This window comes from Pedobacter terrae (assembly GCF_036946585.1).
Taxonomy (GTDB): domain Bacteria; phylum Bacteroidota; class Bacteroidia; order Sphingobacteriales; family Sphingobacteriaceae; genus Pedobacter; species Pedobacter terrae_C.
In genome coordinates, this window is sequence record NZ_JAQIIV010000001.1 from 280,558 (window position 1) to 298,854 (window position 18,297).

Annotated in this window: 14 protein-coding genes; 6 read left to right on the forward strand and 8 right to left on the reverse strand. The window is 38.9% G+C overall.

What is annotated here, in order from left to right; genetic code table 11:
- Positions 1–6: 6 nt before the first annotated feature.
- The gene (locus PGN18_RS01265) at positions 7–297 is read right to left on the reverse strand and encodes a DUF721 domain-containing protein (protein ID WP_335317547.1); all 291 of its coding nucleotides are present in this window, start codon (positions 295–297) and stop codon (positions 7–9) included.
- Positions 290–1,393 (reverse strand): DNA replication/repair protein RecF, encoded by a 1,104-nt coding sequence (gene recF / locus PGN18_RS01270; protein WP_335317548.1) that lies wholly within the window; start codon positions 1,391–1,393, stop codon positions 290–292. The genes PGN18_RS01265 and recF overlap by 8 nt, the downstream gene beginning before the upstream one ends.
- 105 nt (positions 1,394–1,498) lie before the next feature.
- On the opposite strand from recF, the gene PGN18_RS01275 reads away from it, so the two are divergent.
- Both PGN18_RS01275 and PGN18_RS01280 read left to right on the forward strand, forming a co-directional pair.
- On the forward strand, positions 1,499–1,906 hold the full coding sequence (locus PGN18_RS01275) for a hypothetical protein (RefSeq protein ID WP_335317550.1): 408 nt from the start codon (positions 1,499–1,501) through the stop codon (positions 1,904–1,906).
- A 122-nt stretch (positions 1,907–2,028) separates the two neighbouring features.
- Entirely contained in the window at positions 2,029–2,694 is a 666-nt protein-coding gene (locus PGN18_RS01280) for a tetratricopeptide repeat protein (protein ID WP_335317552.1), read from the forward strand.
- Positions 2,695–3,185: 491 nt separating this feature from the next.
- Here PGN18_RS01280 and pth read toward each other — a convergent pair whose 3' ends face one another.
- Positions 3,186–3,746, reverse strand: a complete 561-nt coding sequence (pth, locus tag PGN18_RS01285; protein WP_335317554.1) for an aminoacyl-tRNA hydrolase — start codon at positions 3,744–3,746, stop codon at positions 3,186–3,188.
- Positions 3,747–3,859: 113 nt separating this feature from the next.
- Between pth and PGN18_RS01290 the strand changes: the two genes are divergently transcribed.
- The gene (locus tag PGN18_RS01290) at positions 3,860–4,054 is read left to right on the forward strand and encodes a hypothetical protein (RefSeq protein WP_335317556.1); all 195 of its coding nucleotides are present in this window, start codon (positions 3,860–3,862) and stop codon (positions 4,052–4,054) included.
- A 115-nt stretch (positions 4,055–4,169) separates the two neighbouring features.
- On the opposite strand, the gene PGN18_RS01295 is transcribed toward PGN18_RS01290, so the two are convergent.
- Positions 4,170–4,754, reverse strand: coding sequence for a 50S ribosomal protein L25/general stress protein Ctc (locus PGN18_RS01295; RefSeq protein WP_335317558.1), 585 nt, complete (start codon positions 4,752–4,754; stop codon positions 4,170–4,172).
- A gap of 183 nt (positions 4,755–4,937) precedes the next feature.
- Positions 4,938–5,879, reverse strand: coding sequence for a ribose-phosphate pyrophosphokinase (locus tag PGN18_RS01300; protein WP_090504927.1), 942 nt, complete (start codon positions 5,877–5,879; stop codon positions 4,938–4,940).
- 367 nt (positions 5,880–6,246) lie between these two features.
- Here PGN18_RS01300 and PGN18_RS01305 point away from each other — a divergent pair, with 367 nt between their 5' ends.
- The 3 genes from PGN18_RS01305 (at position 6,247) to PGN18_RS01315 (ending at position 13,339) form a co-directional block, all read left to right on the forward strand.
- Complete coding sequence (locus PGN18_RS01305; RefSeq protein ID WP_335317560.1) at positions 6,247–9,273, forward strand: glycosyltransferase family 117 protein; 3,027 nt, start codon at positions 6,247–6,249, stop codon at positions 9,271–9,273.
- Between the two features lie 206 nt (positions 9,274–9,479).
- Positions 9,480–12,521: a protein O-mannosyl-transferase family gene (locus PGN18_RS01310; RefSeq protein WP_335317561.1), complete on the forward strand. Its 3,042-nt coding sequence runs from the start codon at positions 9,480–9,482 to the stop codon at positions 12,519–12,521.
- A 263-nt stretch (positions 12,522–12,784) separates the two neighbouring features.
- Positions 12,785–13,339, forward strand: coding sequence for an REP-associated tyrosine transposase (locus PGN18_RS01315; protein WP_335317562.1), 555 nt, complete (start codon positions 12,785–12,787; stop codon positions 13,337–13,339).
- A 211-nt stretch (positions 13,340–13,550) separates the two neighbouring features.
- Here the strand turns inward: PGN18_RS01315 and PGN18_RS01320 are convergent, their stop codons facing one another.
- The 3 genes from PGN18_RS01320 to PGN18_RS01330 all read right to left on the reverse strand — a co-directional run bounded on the left by PGN18_RS01320 (position 13,551) and on the right by PGN18_RS01330 (position 18,283).
- Entirely contained in the window at positions 13,551–14,513 is a 963-nt protein-coding gene (locus PGN18_RS01320; RefSeq protein ID WP_205059435.1) for an acetyl-CoA carboxylase carboxyltransferase subunit alpha, read from the reverse strand.
- A 499-nt stretch (positions 14,514–15,012) separates the two neighbouring features.
- Positions 15,013–16,572, reverse strand: coding sequence for a S10 family peptidase (locus PGN18_RS01325; RefSeq protein WP_335317564.1), 1,560 nt, complete (start codon positions 16,570–16,572; stop codon positions 15,013–15,015).
- Positions 16,573–16,702: 130 nt separating this feature from the next.
- Positions 16,703–18,283, reverse strand: a complete 1,581-nt coding sequence (locus PGN18_RS01330) for a SusD/RagB family nutrient-binding outer membrane lipoprotein (RefSeq protein ID WP_335317566.1) — start codon at positions 18,281–18,283, stop codon at positions 16,703–16,705.
- Positions 18,284–18,297 lie beyond the last annotated feature (14 nt).

The following is an 18,297-nucleotide window of genomic DNA, read 5'->3' on the forward strand; positions in this document are numbered from 1 at the left end:
TAAATTTTATAAAAACACCATTTCAGTAATCACCTCGCTACCGGCATGTTCATTCAACTTTTGGATGATCCCGTGTCTTACCATGATCAGTTCATTTTTGATGACGGAAGATTCTATCCGCAAAAAAAGTCGTTTATCATGAATATAAATCTGCTTGGTTCTGTTGGCAATTGCGGTACCCATAATTTCAGGCCAGATAGATAAAATCGAAGTTTCGTCAAACTTACGCCGTAAACGGTATACATCCAGCATCTTGCTGATCGCGTCTTTCAAGGTAACATCGTTGGGTTTACGCATTTTGTATATTTCCGTTATCTACTTCAAACAAAGTTACATCAACTTTTATTTTTTCAAAAATCGATTTTACTCTTTCCTTTCCGGTATCGGTAATAAATATCTGCCCAAAATCATGGTGTGAAACCATTTGCATGAGTTTTTGAACGCGGTTATCATCTAGTTTATCAAAAATATCGTCTAACAAAAGTAAAGGTTTAAATCCTTTATTTTTAGCGAGATAAGCATATTGAGCAATTTTTAAGGCAATTAAAAAAGACTTTTGCTGTCCTTGTGAGCCAAACTTTTTTAAAGGCATCCCGCTGATGATAAAGGCCAGTTCATCCTTATGGATACCGGTTGTGGTCCGCTCCAGTATACGGTCTTTTCCTACTGATTTTTTTAACAATTCTTCAAAGGCTGCTTCATTCAATTGCGATTGGTAGTTCAGCTCTACAATTTCCCTGTTTTCGGTAAGATAAATGTAGTATTGATTAAACAAAGGAATAAATTCATCCATAAAAGCTTTGCGGATGGTGAATATTTTATTACCGGCTATAACCAATTGTTCATCCAAAATTTCGAGCAGTGTAGGATCATATTTTCTGGTAATGGCAATCTGTTTTAACAAAGCATTTCGGTTTAACAGAATACGGTTATAAGTAATCAATTGATCCAGGTAATGCGCGTCGGTTTGCGAAATTACATTATCAATAAACTTTCTCCGCTCCTCGCTCCCTTCCATAATCAGGTTTACATCATAGGGAGAAACCATTACTACCGGAAAGAGGCCAATATGATCGGCCAGTTTCTCATATTCTTTTTTATTCCGTTTAAACTGTTTTTTCTGGCTCCGCTTTACACCACAAGAAATTTTTTCATTTCTATCATTACGGTCAAAATCGCCCTGAATCATAAAAACCTCTTCATTGGCTTTGATCTGCTGGCTATCTATCGGATTAAAGTAACTTTTACATAAACACAGGTAATGGATGGCATCGAGCATATTCGTTTTTCCTGCGCCATTATTACCCGTAAACACATTCACAGTTTCCGAAAAGTGGAGATCTGCATCCGTATAATTCTTGAAATTTAGAAGGGTAATATTTTTTAACCACATAAATATGTCACAAATTTACCGTTTTTTAACTTCTTAAAACCCATTGTTTAAAATAAACGTTAATAAGATTTAAAAAAATTGTACTTTCATCGCAAGGAGGAATAAATGGTTGCACAAAAAATGTTAGAAGGAAATGTGCTGTGGTCTTATGATCATGAACTGAACAGCAATAAAAATTCAAACTGGATTAAAAAAATCGCTGATCTATTTTCGTTTTTAAAGCCCGTTCATAATCACGAGGGTGACATTTTATTAGCCTCAAATGGTATCTTCATCACCGGAGATGAACAATTGGAACTTCCGTTATCGCATATTGAAGAAGTTTATATGGGCTTCGACGATTTATTCCCGGCGTCATCAGCCAAAAACTTTGGTGCATTCTGGCAACCGATCAGAATCAAATCTGTTATAAGCAATTCTGAAAGCCAGACTGTTTACCTGGTAATTAACCATACTGGCATCTTTAGCGACAACCAAACCTGGTTTAATACACTCATTAGCTTGTTACGCTAATGATCGTCATAATTTTATGATCTGATGCCTAATTAACTAATGTTTAATTAAATACTTCAAAATAAAGGTTGATACTTTGATTGAAAAATGTATTTTTGCAATCTTAAATTTTTTAAACAAACATGTCTACAACAGATAACCAGACAATTCAACCAACTAAAAAAGGTTCATTTTTACAAGAGAATAATAAGAGCTTACTGTTTATCGCAGGAGCTGTAGTTTTATTAGTTTTAATATATCTTTGGTATCAAGGCGTGTATTTGAAAGGTCGTGCTGAAGAAGCTGCCAGCAGAATGTATAAAGCAGAGCAGTTTGTTGGTGTAGATTCATTATCCAACAGGGCGGTTAAAGGTGAAAGTGGTTACCCGGGTTTTGAGCAGATTGCAAAGGAATATGATAATACAAAATCGGCAAATCTAGCTAACCTTTATTTGGGCGGTATTTACTTACGTAAAGGCGAATATAAACAAGCTATAGAGGCTTTAAGTAAATATAGCGCTACTGGTAGCCCGGTTGCCGATCCACTGGCTTTAGGTTTATTAGGTGATGCTTATAGCGAATTGAAAGACTATAAACAAGCTGCTACTTATTATAAAAAAGCAGCTGATAAGGCCAGTAAATTTACCTCACCAATGTTCTTAAAAAAGTTAGGATTGGTTAACGAAAGCCAAAATGATTTTAAAGGCGCCGTTGAAGCTTATACTAAAGTAAAAACACAATATCCAGAGAGTGCAGAAGCACAGTTAATTGATGCTTACATTGCAAGAGCTCAGGAAAAAGTGAAATAGAACGAACCAAACATATTTACAGGAAAGATCATCGAAAGATGGTCTTTTTTTGTTTAGCAGCTTTTCATCATCTCGACTGTAGCGCAGAAATGCAGAGATCTATAACGACAGCGTAGGTCCAAAATCGATCTCCTGTTTAAGTGACTCACCAAACAGCATAAAAACTTACTTCATTCTTTTTCTGGAAATCAGGTGCAGATGCGTTTAGGTTACTGCAGTCCCGCTCTACGTTAATCCGATGTTTGATTAATCTGATATGGTAATTTATCAGAAGCATCGGAATCACTGCGATCGGGTTTAGGTGGCGCAGCCAGCACTGCTATTTAGGGCTGCATGGTGCAGAAAATTGAAACATCCTATCTATTACCATATAAGAAATACAAGGGTCATGTAAGCTCAAATTCTTATATGGTTAAATATTCTTTGCGAAGAAAAGATCTTTCGCTGCACCCAGGAAAACAAAATGTTTTAGCAGTTAACCCATTAAACATTTACCTATTAAAAGCTGTCATGGTATGGGCAGGTCCAATGGTAACAAAGCTTTTAATCAACTCTACACTTTTATCAATTAATGCAGGAAGTTCCAGCTGTTCATTTTTATCAAATAACCCCAATACAAAATCTACCTGTCTTCCTTTGGGGTAATCGTTTCCTATCCCAAAGCGGAGGCGCGCATAATTTTGCCCACCACAAACCTCTTCTATGCTTTTTAGTCCATTATGCCCAGCGCTCGAACCTTGCAGTTTAAGTCTTAATTTGCCTAAAGGTAAAGCAAGATCATCAACGACTACCAGCACATTTTCTGGCGCTATTTTTAACTCTTTCATCCAATAGTTTACTGCTTTACCGCTTAGGTTCATGAGGGTGGTTGGTTTAATTACATGCAGTTTTTTACCTTTAAAACCAACCTCGGCATAATAGGCCAAACGGATATTATCGAAGCTACCTCCTAAACCTTTAACCAATTCATCTGCAATATCAAAACCAATATTATGCCTGGTATGCGCATACTCTGGTCCGATATTCCCTAAGCCAACTATAAGATATTTCATGGAGTCAAAGGTAGAAGCTTAAAGGGAAAAGACCAAAGACTAAAGCGAAAAGTCCGATGTCAGGAGTCCGAAGTCGACAGTCTATACCACTATCTCCAAACAGCCCCTTAATAATGAGTAGAACGGTTGGTAATAAACATCTGGCAGAATCATCTCATAACCTGAATTCGATTAATAACATGGCCTTATTCAGCGCCGTAACCCTGGATTTATTTCAGGGTCTATCTCGCTGGAAAGATGCTGAAACACCCGTCCGACCGGCCGGCCGGAAGTTCAGCAAGACGATCGCATTAGGAAAAGGAGACTAAAATTGAATCACAACTGGTAGATATTAATCGAACTAAGGTTCATATTAACAAAAAAAGCGTTCCGAATTAAATCGAAACGCTTCATCTTGAAATCAAGAAATCCTAAGAATCCTGATTATTTTTTACCTTTAGCAGCTTCAGTTTCTGCTTGTTTTAATGCTCTAGACATTGCAACAGAAACGATAGTATCTTCAGGAGTGTTAGTGATTACGTATTGATCGCCTTGAAGATCACGAACACGGAATAAACTACCAACTTCTAATTTCTCTAAGCTTACTTCTACGTTTTGAGGCATGTTAGCTGGTAAAGCTTTAACACGTAGTTTACGTAACTTCTGAATTAACTTACCCCCCATTTTTACACCTGGAGAAGTTCCTGTTAATTTAACCGGGATCTCCATAACGATTTCTTTATCGTCAAATAACTGAAGAAAATCGATGTGCAATAATACATCGGTAAGTGGGTGGAACTGAGTATCTTTTACGATAGCTTTGGTTTTAGCACCATTAACATCAATCTCCACAAAGTTTACTTCCGGGGTATAAATAACATCTCTTAAATCAGCAATAACTACAGCTAAGTGTTGTTGCTCTTTTCCACCATACAATACCGCCGGAACTTTACCTTCGTAACGAAGTTCCTTGGCATCGCGTTTCCCTACGTTCTCTCTTGGAGAACCGCTAATTGCGATTGTTTTCATTTTTATATTTATTTAATTATTAGTAGTAAGTATCTAGTATTGAGTATTAAGACCTCAAGTCTTCAACCCTCTACCTTCCACCTTATTTAAATTCTTTTTTTATGTTAACTTGTTAATTGTTCAAATTGGTTAACTGAAAATATTTACAATTAACCGATTAACCAGTTTCTACAGTTCACCCAACTAAACCCTAAACAAGTCACTAATCGATCCATGTTCGTTTACATTGGCTATTGCCCTTGCAAATAAACTGGCGGTACTTAGCACCCTAATTTTCGGACTCTCCTGTTTCAACGGGATCGTATCTGTAACAATCAATTCAGTTAGAACCGAATTCTCTACCGTTTCAACTGCTTTCCCAGATAATACAGCATGTGTACAAACAGCTCTAACACTTGCTGCACCATTTTCCATAATCAAAGCCGCAGCTTTTGATAAGGTTCCGGCGGTATCACAAATATCATCGATCAATACCACGTCCTGTCCGGTTACATCACCAATAATCGACATCGATTCGATTTCGTTGGCACGTTTACGGCGTTTATCGCAAATAATTACCTCGGCATTAAAAAACTTGGCAAAAGTACGTGCCCTATATGAACCACCCATATCAGGCGATGCAATAGTTAAATTCTTTAAGCCTAAGCTTTTGATATAAGGCACAAAAATTACCGACCCATCTAAGTGATCAACCGGAATATCAAAGAAACCTTGAATCTGTGCAGCATGTAAATCCATCGTCATGATACGGTGAATACCTGCTGATTTTAATAAGTTGGCCACCAATTTGGCACCGATTGCTACACGTGGCTTATCTTTTCTATCCTGACGGGCTAAACCATAATAAGGAACAACTGCTGTAATATAATGTGCAGATGCTCTCTTAGCAGCATCAACCATAAGCAAAAGTTCCATTAAATTATCGCTGGGCTGATAAGTAGACTGGATTAAAAAAACATCACTACCGCGGATTGACTCATCAAAGGAAGGTTGAAACTCGCCATCACTGAATTTATGAATGGTTACGCTACCAAGTGGTTTGCCGTAATGTTCGGCAATCTTAAGTGATAATCCCTTAGAACCTGTTCCGGAAAAAAGCTTTACCGGGTTAAACTGCAATGGCATGGGTTCGTGTAGTTACGGTTAAAAAAAATCGGATCATGCCTGTTTAAAACATGATCCGTTATTAAATTTTGTTGTCCGACCTGGATTCGAACCAAGACAAACGGTACCAAAAACCGTTGTACTACCCTTATACTATCGGACAAGCTTTATCAAGGATATTCTCCTCGAAAGGGAATGCAAATGTAGGAACCTTATTTTAAATATGCAAGAGTGATTTTAAAATATTTTTAATTTCTTTCCTGCCGTTCCTGTTTGCGATGCAAAGATAAAAAAATCATCATATAGCGTGCAACATTTTCTTTTTTTATGCGACATTTTTTAACACGAACCACTTAAATCATTTATTATCAAATACTAAAATTAAACTATGAATTACTCAAGGATCAACACCATTGGAGGCTGGCTCTGTTTTATTATTGCCGCACTCACGTACATCTTAACTTTAGATCAATCTGTAAGTTTCTGGGATTGTGGCGAATTCATTTCTTCTGCCTTCCGAATGGAGGTGGTTCACCAGCCTGGTGCTCCAATAGTTTCGATGATCCAAAGATTATTTTCGGCACTCGCTTTAAGCGATAAAACCAAGGTAGCCTATTTCGTCAATATATCTTCTGCACTTGCGAGTGCTGGTACGATCCTATTTTTATTCTGGACGATTACCGCACTGGCTAAGAAAACGGTGATTAAAAAAGGTGAAGAAATCACCAATCAAAAAATCACCGGGATTATGGGCGCTGGTTTGGTTGGAGCTTTGGCTTATGCTTTTTCTGACAGTTTCTGGTTTTCAGCTGTAGAGGCCGAAGTTTACGCCATGTCGTCACTTTGTACAGCCGTTGTATTCTGGGGCATATTAAAATGGGAATCGCAGACCGATGAACCAAAATCAGACCGTTGGTTACTCTTTGTAGCCTACATGATGGGGATTTCTATTGGCGTACACATCTTAAACCTGCTCACCATCCCGGCATTAATATTTGTTTATTATTTCAAGAAGAATCCATCGCCTAATTGGCAAGGTATTTTAAAGGTTTTTTTTGTTTCAATTGCTGTGCTGGCATTGGTTCAGTTTGGCATCATTCAATATGTGATATCTTTTGCTGCAAGTTTTGATTACTTTTTTGTAAATACCCTGGGTTTAGGTTTTGGAACAGGCATATTGTTTTTTGCTGTGCTCCTTATCGGGAGCCTGATTTATGGCATCCGTTATTCCATCCTTAAAAATAAAAGGGCTTTAAACCTGGTGATGTTATTTACCGTTCTGTTACTTTTTGGATATAGCTCTTTTGCATTGCTTATCATCAGGGCACAGGCTAAACCAAATTTGAACAATTATAATGTAGATAATGTATTTTCCTTTTCAAGGTATGTCAGTCGTGACCAATACGGCGACCGGCCGTTGCTTTATGGGGAAAACTACAATTCAGAAAAAACAGGAATTAAAGAAACGGGCAAGATTATCCGCAAAGGCGATAAAAAATATGAACCTGCAGGCACGAAATCGGAATATATTTTTGCCGATAAAACATTACTGCCACGGATGTATAGCGATAAGCCAGAACATATTAATTTTTACAAAAATTATATGGGTTTTGATGATGAACATAAACCTACCCTGCTGGACAACTTAAAATACCTATTTTCTTTTCAGACCGGGCAAATGTACATGCGTTATTTCATGTGGAATTTTGTGGGTAGACAGGATAATGAAGATGGACAGTTTGGCGGAAAAGATGGCAATTGGCTTAGCGGCGTAAAACCATTGGACGCCATCAGGCTTGGCAATCAACAAAACCTTCCACCATCCATTGTAGAGAATAAAGCATACAACAGATTTTTCTTTTTACCTTTAATTATTGGTTTAGTTGGCGCCCTTTGGCATTTTAAACGCAACCAAAAAGATGCTGGCATTATCGGTTTGCTTTTTGTGTTCACCGGTATAGCCATAGTGGTATATCTAAACTCTGTTCCTATTGAGCCCCGCGAAAGGGACTATGCCTACGTAGGCTCATTTTATGCTTTTGCCATCTGGATTGGTTTAGGGGTATTTGGAGTAAAGGAGTGGATTTTCCAAAAATTAACACCTTTGCGTGCGAGTATTTTGGCTACCGCTATCGCCTTGTTTGGCGCTCCGATCATTATGGCCAGCCAGGGCTGGGATGACCACGACCGTTCTGATAGCCATGTAGCGAGAGATATGTCTGTCAATTACCTCAAATCATGCGCACCTAATGCCATCTTGTTTACCTATGGCGATAATGACACCTATCCGGTTTGGTACGCACAAGAAGTAGAAAATATCCGTCCGGATGTGCGTGTGGTGAATTTAAGTTTGTTTACTACCGATTGGTATATTGATGGGATGCGAAAAAAACAAAATGAATCTGCTCCCTTGCCTATTACTTTGAAACATGAGCAATACGTGGAGGGCACGAGAGATATCATGTATTACCAGGATTATAAGATTGCGCAGCATATTGAATTACAGGAAATTTTAGATGTATTGCTATCCGATCACGACGAAGATAAAGTGACCATGACAGATGGCTCTAAATACAATGTACTACCTACCAAAAACCTTAAGCTGGCCGTCAATCCGCAGCAAGTATTAGATACGGGGACCGTACCAAAAGAAGATGCCGGTAAAATTGCAAGCAGTATGGAATGGACTTACAATTCGAATTTTGTAACTAAAGGCACCTTGGCATTATTTGATATTTTAACGCACAATAACTGGGAACGGCCAATTTATTTTAGCGGCGCCATGCCGAACGAGCAATATTTAGGACTTAATCAATATCTCTATTCTGAAGGTTTAAATAAAAGGCTGCTCCCTTTAAAACCCGACACTGCCATTAAACAGGATTTTGATCGCGTAAACCTGAAACCGATGTACAATAACCTGATGAATGTGTATGGCTTCGGCAACATGAAATATGCCAACCATTTAGACAGGCAGTCTGCCGATGATGTAACCATGTTATCAAATATGTTTAATGGTTTATTAACCGGCCTGATTAATGAAGGTAAAATTGCTGAGAGCAAAAAAGTGGCCAATAAGTACTTTGAAGTGATTCCGGCTAAATTTTACAGCATGCGCCAGGTAATGAGCACCTATTATTTTACCGAAAACCTATATCGGTTAAATGATTTAAACCGTGCAAATGCCATGATCAAAACAACGGCCGGTTATATCAACAAGGAACTCACCCACCTGGCTGATGTTTCGGAGAGCAAAAACCAGCTATCATCAGAACAGGATGTGCGTTTCTACCTGGGTTATTTGGGTCAAATGGTAAAAATAACGGAGGCATTTAAACAGGGAAGCCTGAGCAGAAGCCTCGAAAAACAATATAACGATCTTATTTTAAGGTTTACTCCATTTGCTGCAGGATAGGCAAAAAACATTCTAAATTTAACCCATAGGCAGATTTAATCTTTCTGCTTATGGGTTTTTGCTTTCCAATAAATTAAAATCCTTTATGTTAATGCCGTTAAAAATTGTTAAATCAATGCAAAAATTTACCGGTTTTATCGACTAGAATAGTTAATTTCGGCAGCATTTTTATGTGAAAACATTTTTTAATATCATTAAACAAACCAATGAATTATTCAAAAGTTAATAATATAGTAGGCTGGATCTGCTTTTTAATTGCTACACTAACTTACGTTTTAACCTTAGAGCCTTCTGCCAGTTTTTGGGACTGTGGTGAATTTATCGCATCGGCATTTAGAATGCAGGTTGTTCACCAGCCTGGTGCGCCTTTGTTCTTAATGATCCAACGTTTCTTCTCTATTTTTGCAGCGGGAGATTTAACCAAAATTGCTTACTGGATGAACGTAGGTTCGGCTGTTTCGAGCGGGGCAACCATCTTATTCTTATTTTGGACCATTACTGCGTTGGCTAAAAAAACGATATTAAAAGCTGGTGAAGAATTAACTACAGGAAAATTAATCAGTATTATGGGTGCAGGTGCCGTTGGTGCGCTGGCTTATACTTTCTCTGATAGTTTTTGGTTTTCAGCAGTAGAATCTGAGGTTTATGCACAGTCATCACTATTTACTGCTATTGTATTCTGGGCTATTCTTAAATGGGAAGCACATGCCGATGAGCCAAGAGCCGACCGTTGGTTATTGTTTATTGCCTATATTATGGGTTTATCAATTGGTATCCACTTACTAAACCTGTTAACTATACCAGCACTTGCCTTTGTTTATTATTTTAAAAGAACCGATAAAGCAACCACGTCTGGCATTATTAAAACACTTATAGTTGGTATCTTAATTTTAGCAGTAATTCAGTATGGTATTATCCAATACCTGGTTTCATTTGGTGCTTATTTCGATTTGTTTTTTGTAAATACATTAGGTCTTGGTTTTGGAACTGGTGTTTTATTCTTCGCTATTTTATTGATCGGCGCTTTAGTTTGGGGAATCCATTATTCGATCAAACATCAAAAGAAACTATTAAACCTAGGTTTAATCTCTATTGTTTTGATCATTTTCGGTTATTCCTCTTTCTCGATGATTATTATCAGGGCAAAAGCGGATCCAAACTTAAATAATAGCGCACCTAAAGATGCTTTCTCTTTCTTAAGTTACCTAAACCGTGAGCAATATGGCGATAGACCACTGGCCTATGGCCCGAACTATAACTCTGAAAGAACAGGCGTAACAGAGGGTAAAACAATCTGGAGGAAAGGTAAAGATAAATATGAAGTAGCGGGCAAGAAAACCGATTACGAGTATAACAACAACACCTTATTGCCACGTATGTATAGTGACGATGCTAGACATGCCAGTTTTTATAAAGAATGGATGCACCTAGATGACAGCAAACACCCGAACGTAGTTGATAATGTTGGCTTTTTGGCCAGCTACCAGATCGGTTACATGTATATGCGTTACTTCTTTTGGAATTTCGTTGGTCGCCAGAACGATGAGCAAGGCCAGGGCAGCGGATTTGAAGGCGAATGGATTAGTGGTATTAAACCGTTTGATAGCTGGTTACGTGGTGATCAAAGTCATTTACCACCATCAACCGTTGATAATAAAGCCTACAACCGTTTCTTCTTTTTACCGTTGATTATGGGCATAATCGGTGCACTTTGGCACTTTAAACGCAATCAGAAAGATGCTGGTGTAGTTGCCTTATTGTTCTTTTTTACCGGTATTGCTATTGTATTGTATTTAAATCAAAAGCCTTTAGAGCCGCGCGAAAGGGATTATGCTTATGTAGGCTCTTTCTATGCCTTTGCCATATGGATTGGGCTAGGAGCCTTGGGCATTAAAGAGTGGTTGTTTAAAAAATTAACTCCAACCGCCGGAGCTATTGGCGCTACCGTAATTGGTTTATTGGCCGCGCCGGTAATTATGGCTGAACAGGGATGGGATGACCATGACCGTTCTACTAAGCTGGTTCCACATGATATTGCTTATGATTACCTGCAATCCTGTGCGCCAAATGCCATCTTATTTACTTATGGCGATAACGATACCTACCCGCTTTGGTATATACAGGAAGTAGAAAATGTCCGCCCCGATGTGCGTATTGTAAACTTAAGTTTATTTGATACCGATTGGTACATCAACGGCTTAAGGCAAAAACAAAACGAATCTGCCCCACTGCCAATTACCATGAAACCCGAGCAATATGTACAGGGCGAAAGGGACGTAATGCCATACGATGATTATAAAATTGCAGGTAGTGTTGAACTTAAAAACATAGTTGATTTATTGTTATCAAACGATGAGAGTGACAAAGTACCGATGCAAGATGGAACAAAATCTAATTTCCTGCCTACTAAAAACCTTAAAATTACGGTAGATCCTCAACAGGTAATCAGTACGGGGACAGTGCCAGCAGCTGATGCTTCAAAAATTACCACCTCAATGGATTGGAAATTTAATAAAGGTTATGTTACCAAAGGAACTTTGGCCATGTTCGATATACTGGCGCATAACAATTGGAAACGCCCAATTTATTTTGCGTCTACTGTTCCTTCTGAGCAATATAACGGCTTGGATAAGTATTTATACAGCGAAGGTTTAGCCTTGCGTTTACTACCACTTAAGGCTGATACAACTGCGACTGAAGATAGACCGGAGCAACTGAACACGCCTGTTTTATATAACAATGTGATGAACAAGTTTAAGTGGGGAAATATGAAAACAGCTAAATATTTAGATCCGCAATCATCAGATGATACATTCATTTTTACCAATATCTTCAGCAGCTTAACCAACAGCTTGATTAAAGAAGGTAAAATGGATGACGCCAAAAAAGTGGTGGATAAGTATTATGCGGTAATGCCTGACAAATTCTTCGGTATCCGTACAGTTGTCGTGAAATTCTATATGGCTGAAAACCTCTATAAATTAGGTGAAACTGCCAGAGCTAATGAGATTTTAGACAAATCCGGTGATTACATCAATAAGGAATTGAACTACCTGGCTGACATTTCACAGTCAAAAGGTTTAACCGGATCGCAGAACATCCAAACCGGCTTATACTATCTGGACAGAATGATTAAAACAAGTAAAGCTGCTGGTCAGGATAAGTTGAGTGATAAGCTACAGAAGATTTTCAACAACCTTGAAGGCCGATTATCTATGTTCTTCCCGCAACAAGGTCCGCAACAATAAAGGATCTGGAAATGGATTTTACAAGCAGCTGCATTCATTTGTAGCTGCTTTTTTGTTTATTAAATTGCTTGCGCTCGTTTCTAACGAGTGCAGTAATGTTCCTTACGATTGTATTATAAAACTATTGCTTAAAATAAGAGTGTACATAGCCGTAAATACGACCTACTATATACACGCTCGTTAAAAACGAGCGTGGGCAAGAATAGGAGCAAACTCCAAAACTTAGTTCTATGATTTTTCTGAATAAATAAATACATTTATGTATGTCAGATCAATACCAAGCAAGAGATCCCGAAGGCATTTATTTTTTAACTTTCACGATTGTGGATTGGGTAGATATATTTACCCGTTCTTCGTATAAAGAAATCATAATTAACTCGCTTGAATATTGTCAATCTAACAAAGGATTAAAACTTTACGCCTATTGTTTTATGACGAATCATATGCACCTCATTGCTGCGGCAAATGGAAGTTTAAAACTTTTTGAAATTATAAGAGATTTTAAAAAGTTTACAAATAGGGCAATCATTGAAGAAATTAATTCTGGAAATGAAAGTAGGAAAAAGTGGCTGCTGAATAAATTTGAATTCGCAGGAAAATATCTTACCAGAATTGAGAATTATAAAGTATGGCAAGATGGTTATCATGCTGTTGAATTAATAAGTCCGGAATTTACATTTCAAAACATAAATTACATTCATCAAAATCCAGTTACCGTCAGGATTGTATCAGAGCCCGAACATTATATTTACAGCTCGGCATCGAATTATTGTAATTTGGGTGGTCCAATAGAGATCGAATTATTGGATTTTAACTAATATCAAAATCTTTTGCTTGTGCTCGTTTTTAATGAGTGCAGCAATAGATTTAGGATTATATCGTAAACGATTATTAAAAGAGTAAAGCGCATCTTAATGTCGTAAATACGACTTTATATTACACGCTCGTTTGAAACGACCGTGAGCAAATGACAAAAAAAATCCCGTCCGGCATAGCCAAACAGGATTCAAGTTTATTTTTAGTTAATGATTACTCGTTTACTACACCCATTTCACAGAATTTCTCAATTCTTTGCTCAATCATCTTATCGGTTTTTAACTTGCCCAATGCGGCCAAATCTTTTACGATATATTCTTTAAGTGTTTTACCCATTAACTCCGGATCCTGATGCGCGCCACCAAGCGGCTCTGGTATAATGCCATCAATTAGTTTGTTGCCAAACATATCATCAGATGTCAATTTTAAGCATTCAGCGGCTTTTTCTTTAAAATCCCAGCTTCTCCATAAAATAGAGGAACAAGATTCAGGCGAAATCACCGAATACCAGGTGTGCTCTAACATATACACTTTGTCACCTATCCCTATTCCCAAAGCACCTCCTGAAGCGCCTTCACCTACCACAATACAGATAATCGGCACCCGTAGAACAGACATTTCCAATAAGTTTCTGGCAATCGCTTCACCTTGCCCACGCTCTTCAGCCTCTAAACCAGGGTAGGCACCCATCGTATCGATAAAAGAGATCACCGGCTTATTGAATTTTTCAGCCAAACGCATTAAGCGCAGCGCTTTGCGGTAACCTTCCGGATTGGCCATACCAAAATTGCGAAACTGGCGCTCTTTAGTATTTTTACCTTTTTGGTGACCAATAACCATTACCGTTTGACCATTTATAGAAGCAAAACCGCCAACAATAGCTTTATCATCTTTAACCGTTCTATCACCGTGCATTTCAATAAAATCATCGCAGATCATATTGATATAATCAAGGGTTTGCGGGCGATCCGGATGACGGCTCATCTGAACCTTGTTCCAACCGGTTAAATTTTTATATAAGTTATTGGTAGTTTCATCTAATTTACCATCAAGCTCGTCCAAAGTGGCAGACATATCTACCTTGGTTTTTTCGGCAACTTGCTTAACCTTTTCTATCTGCTGAACTAAATCGGCAATAGGTTTTTCAAAATCGAATGATGTTTTTATTTGCTGCATAATTGAACCACAAAAATAAGTAATTATTTTTAGTTTGTAACCAACAGTTTTTTGTTTCCGTTTTTCAGAAGACAAATCGCTTCGAAGAGCTGACAAGTTCATCCTCATAGCGGTAATAAAGTTGTCAACGCTAGAATTTCAAATTGTAATTTATTGCTGTTTTTATTAGCATTCATTTTAGTTTGGAAAGCAAATGCAGTAGTTCTTTGGTTTGGTTCCGTCCTGCTCTCCCTCCTGCCGCGAAGGGCAGCATCCGTCCGATCAGGTTTATTTTGCGCTGGTTTCTGCAACTATGCCTGGTTTTCGTGCCACCGCCCTAACCTACCTAGCCCTGATTGTAGTGGAGATCCTTTTTTGTCACCGTGAGCGCAGTCGAAGGGCAAAAAAGATCGGAACGCAAAGCAGGACGAACGATAATTATTACATTGCAACTGCGCTCCTGTAAACCTAAAAGTATTGACAAATTAATAGCGCTTGAGAAGGTTGTAAATACTAATTTTTAGAATTTAGCGGCCTCCCCAGCTTTTGGCAAGGCTTTTTTTATAAACTCCCGGATATGGTTGTTCGCCATTTTCAAATCATCTTTACGCAAATACATCATGTGCCCGCTACGGTAACCTTCCCAGCTCATACGGTCTTGCAGTTTACCTGCAGCATCTAACTGCCACATGCTATATTTGGCATTAAAATAATCGCAGGCGCCATCATAGTAACCCGATTGCACCAATAAATGGAGGTATGGGTTTTGTGCCATAGCCTGGCGGAGATTATCGCCGGTCTGATCTCCAGATTTATCCCAAGGGTAAACCGAACCGAACATATTGTATTTCAAATCGGTTTTGTAATTCAGTTCGTTGCGGATGTACATATTGATGGCTGGTGTAAACGAATGCAGCCAGGAGGTGAGTTCTGCATTATAATCAGGTCCTTCCCCTGCACTCATTTTATCTATGCCCCGATAACGTGAATCTAATCGGCCAACAGTAAAACCTTTATCCCTTAATAGTTCTTTCCAGAAAAAATCGGTTGGTACGTTAAGGTTATAATTTAAAATTACCTTTTCAGAAAGCCCCGAATAACGGGCCATTTTTACGGCAATGGCTTTCTTTTTATCCACACTTAACATCCCGCCCTGCGAAATGGCCGGAATAAGTTCGTTAATGGTAAAAGTTTCTACTTCAGGAAGCATCGTGGTTAAATCTTTGCCCTGTAAATCAGCGGACAAAGCTTTGTGGTACCATGCGGTAGCGGCGAAATACGGTAAGCGCAAAGCGGCATCTACAGGGCCGCTACGTTCAATACCGAGTTCGGTTGGAGAAACCAATACCACACCATTTAAATACATCCATTGACTGTTCTGCAACTCTAAAGCCAAGCCTGAAACGCGTGTAGTACCATAACTTTCACCAATTAAAAATTTAGGTGAGGCCCATCGGTTATTGCGGGTTACAAAGGTATTGATCCACTCGGCCAGGTATTTAATATCGGCACGAACGCCAAAAAATTTATTGGTTGGAATATCTTTGCTCACGGCTCGTGAATAGCCGGTATTAACCGGATCGATGTATACGATATCGGCCACATCTAGAATAGAATATGGATTTTCTTTATAACCATAAGGCTGTACAGGATAACCTTCATCATCAATATTCAAAACTACCGGACCAGTATAGGCGATATGCATCCAAACAGAAGCAGAACCCGGGCCGCCGTTAAATGAGATCACCAACGGGCGTCTATCGCGATTCTGTACGTCGCTCCGTTCATAATAAGTATAAAACAAACCAGCTATCGGTTTTCCATCCTCGTCCCAAACCGGCAAGGTACCGGTAGTGGCTTTATACGGAACGGCTTTACCATCAATGTTTACCGAGTGATTGGTCACTACCGAGCTCTCCACTTTAATATTTCTTTCATTAGCTGAAGGTTTAGGCTCATCTTTAACAGTTACCTGTGTAGTGGTAATGGTTTCTTTAGATTGGTTTTTCCGAGGTAATTGTTGTGCATTTGCAAAAATGCCCATGCTCAAAAATGTAGCGAGTATAAATCTGAATTTCATTGCGTTTGGTTTGGTTGCTAAATATCAAACTATTGCAGCGTTAATCAAAACAGCGCATTAGAAATGTTACCATAAAAAAGCCGATACTGCGTTAGCAATATCGGCCAGTAAAAATCGGGATGATATAAAGTTATTTATCCCACCAAACTTTACCTACCAGTTTATCGCCTCCTGGAACAGCGGCAGATGCGGCTTTATAATTTACGGCATTGGTAACGCCTTCAAAAAGAGGATAAGGGAATCTGCGTGGAATTACCCCGCCCGTATTCGTATTTGGATATACGATTGGTACCAAGGCAGGAATACCTGTTCTTCTCCAGTTCGACCAGGTTTCGTAAAAATCTAACATGGTAATGGTATGTGCCCAATATTGTGTTGCAATCATATCTAAACCACTTGCGGCCACATAAGGATGGGCGGCTAAATAAGTTGCAGCATCCGTTCCGTTTACCGCCATTGATGGATCATATTGAGACAAATAAGTCATTGCCGCAGTAACCCCGGCATTGTAATGGCTGGCAGCCGAACCACCAATACCATAACGTTGCGCCGCCTCTGCCCAAAGCAGTTCGGTTTGTGCGTAGGTGAGGATAAAGGTATTACCATCTCTTTTTAACATCCCCGGGTTTGGAGAAGAATAGTCGGTAAAATCGGTATAAGATGGATCCTGACGAACGTCTCTTCCGGCTATGCCGCTCAAATCTTTACCATTTGGCATCCCTTTTTGTACGGCAGGATTGGTAACAAAAGCCGGGTTTTGATCTTTGGTTCCATCAGTTAAGTATAACTTTGTTACTGCAACCTTACCCAAACGCGGATCGTTGTTGGTTTTTAAATAGTTAATGAAAGTACTGCTCCACCTGGTATAATAATTTTCCTGACCGCCATCGCCCAGTAGAACCTGCGCGTTTCTGTTTTGTGTTACGCGGGCTCCATTGCTATCATGTTTAAAGAAAGCATTATCGGCATCGCTGGTCATGGTTTTACCAACAGCTTTATTAATATAAGCTTGCGCCAAGGTAGCATCGGCTTTGGTTAAGCGCATGGCCATACGCAACATCAAACTGTTTCCAAAACGTTTCCATTTGGCTATATCGCCTGCAAAAACAAGATCACCTGTTACTTTATCACCACTTGCGTTTAATGCTGTGCTGGCTTCATCAACCTCTTTTAAAAGATCGGTATAGATGGCCTGTTGCGCATCGTATTTAGGATATAAATTGGCTGTATAATACCCTCGCCCTGCCTCAAAATACGGTACATCGCCATACAAATCGGTTAATCTTTCGAAAATCAGGGCTTTCCAGATACGGCCCATCTGATAAACATTATTATACTGGGATTTTCCTTTGGTAAACTCTACCAGATCGGCAGCATATTTAACCTGATCGGGATATGCTTTCTCCCAATACGCTGCGGTATAACCTTCATTTAACATATATTTATCGCCTGCCCAATAACTGATCACAGATGACATGCCCTGCATCATGGTAGAAGCATAAATGAGGTTTCCCCGCCAGGTTTCGTAGGCAAAATCAATGCTTCCCGTATAGTTTAATTGTGCTGTAGATAAAAGGAAGTTAGGATTATACTGATCCTGGGCGATAGCTGTAGGATCAGTATTAATTTTTTCAAAGTCTTTTGTACAACCGGCTACCAGCATTAATCCGGCTAATAGAAGTGGTACATATAATTTTATGATCGTTTTCATTTTCAATTCGTTTA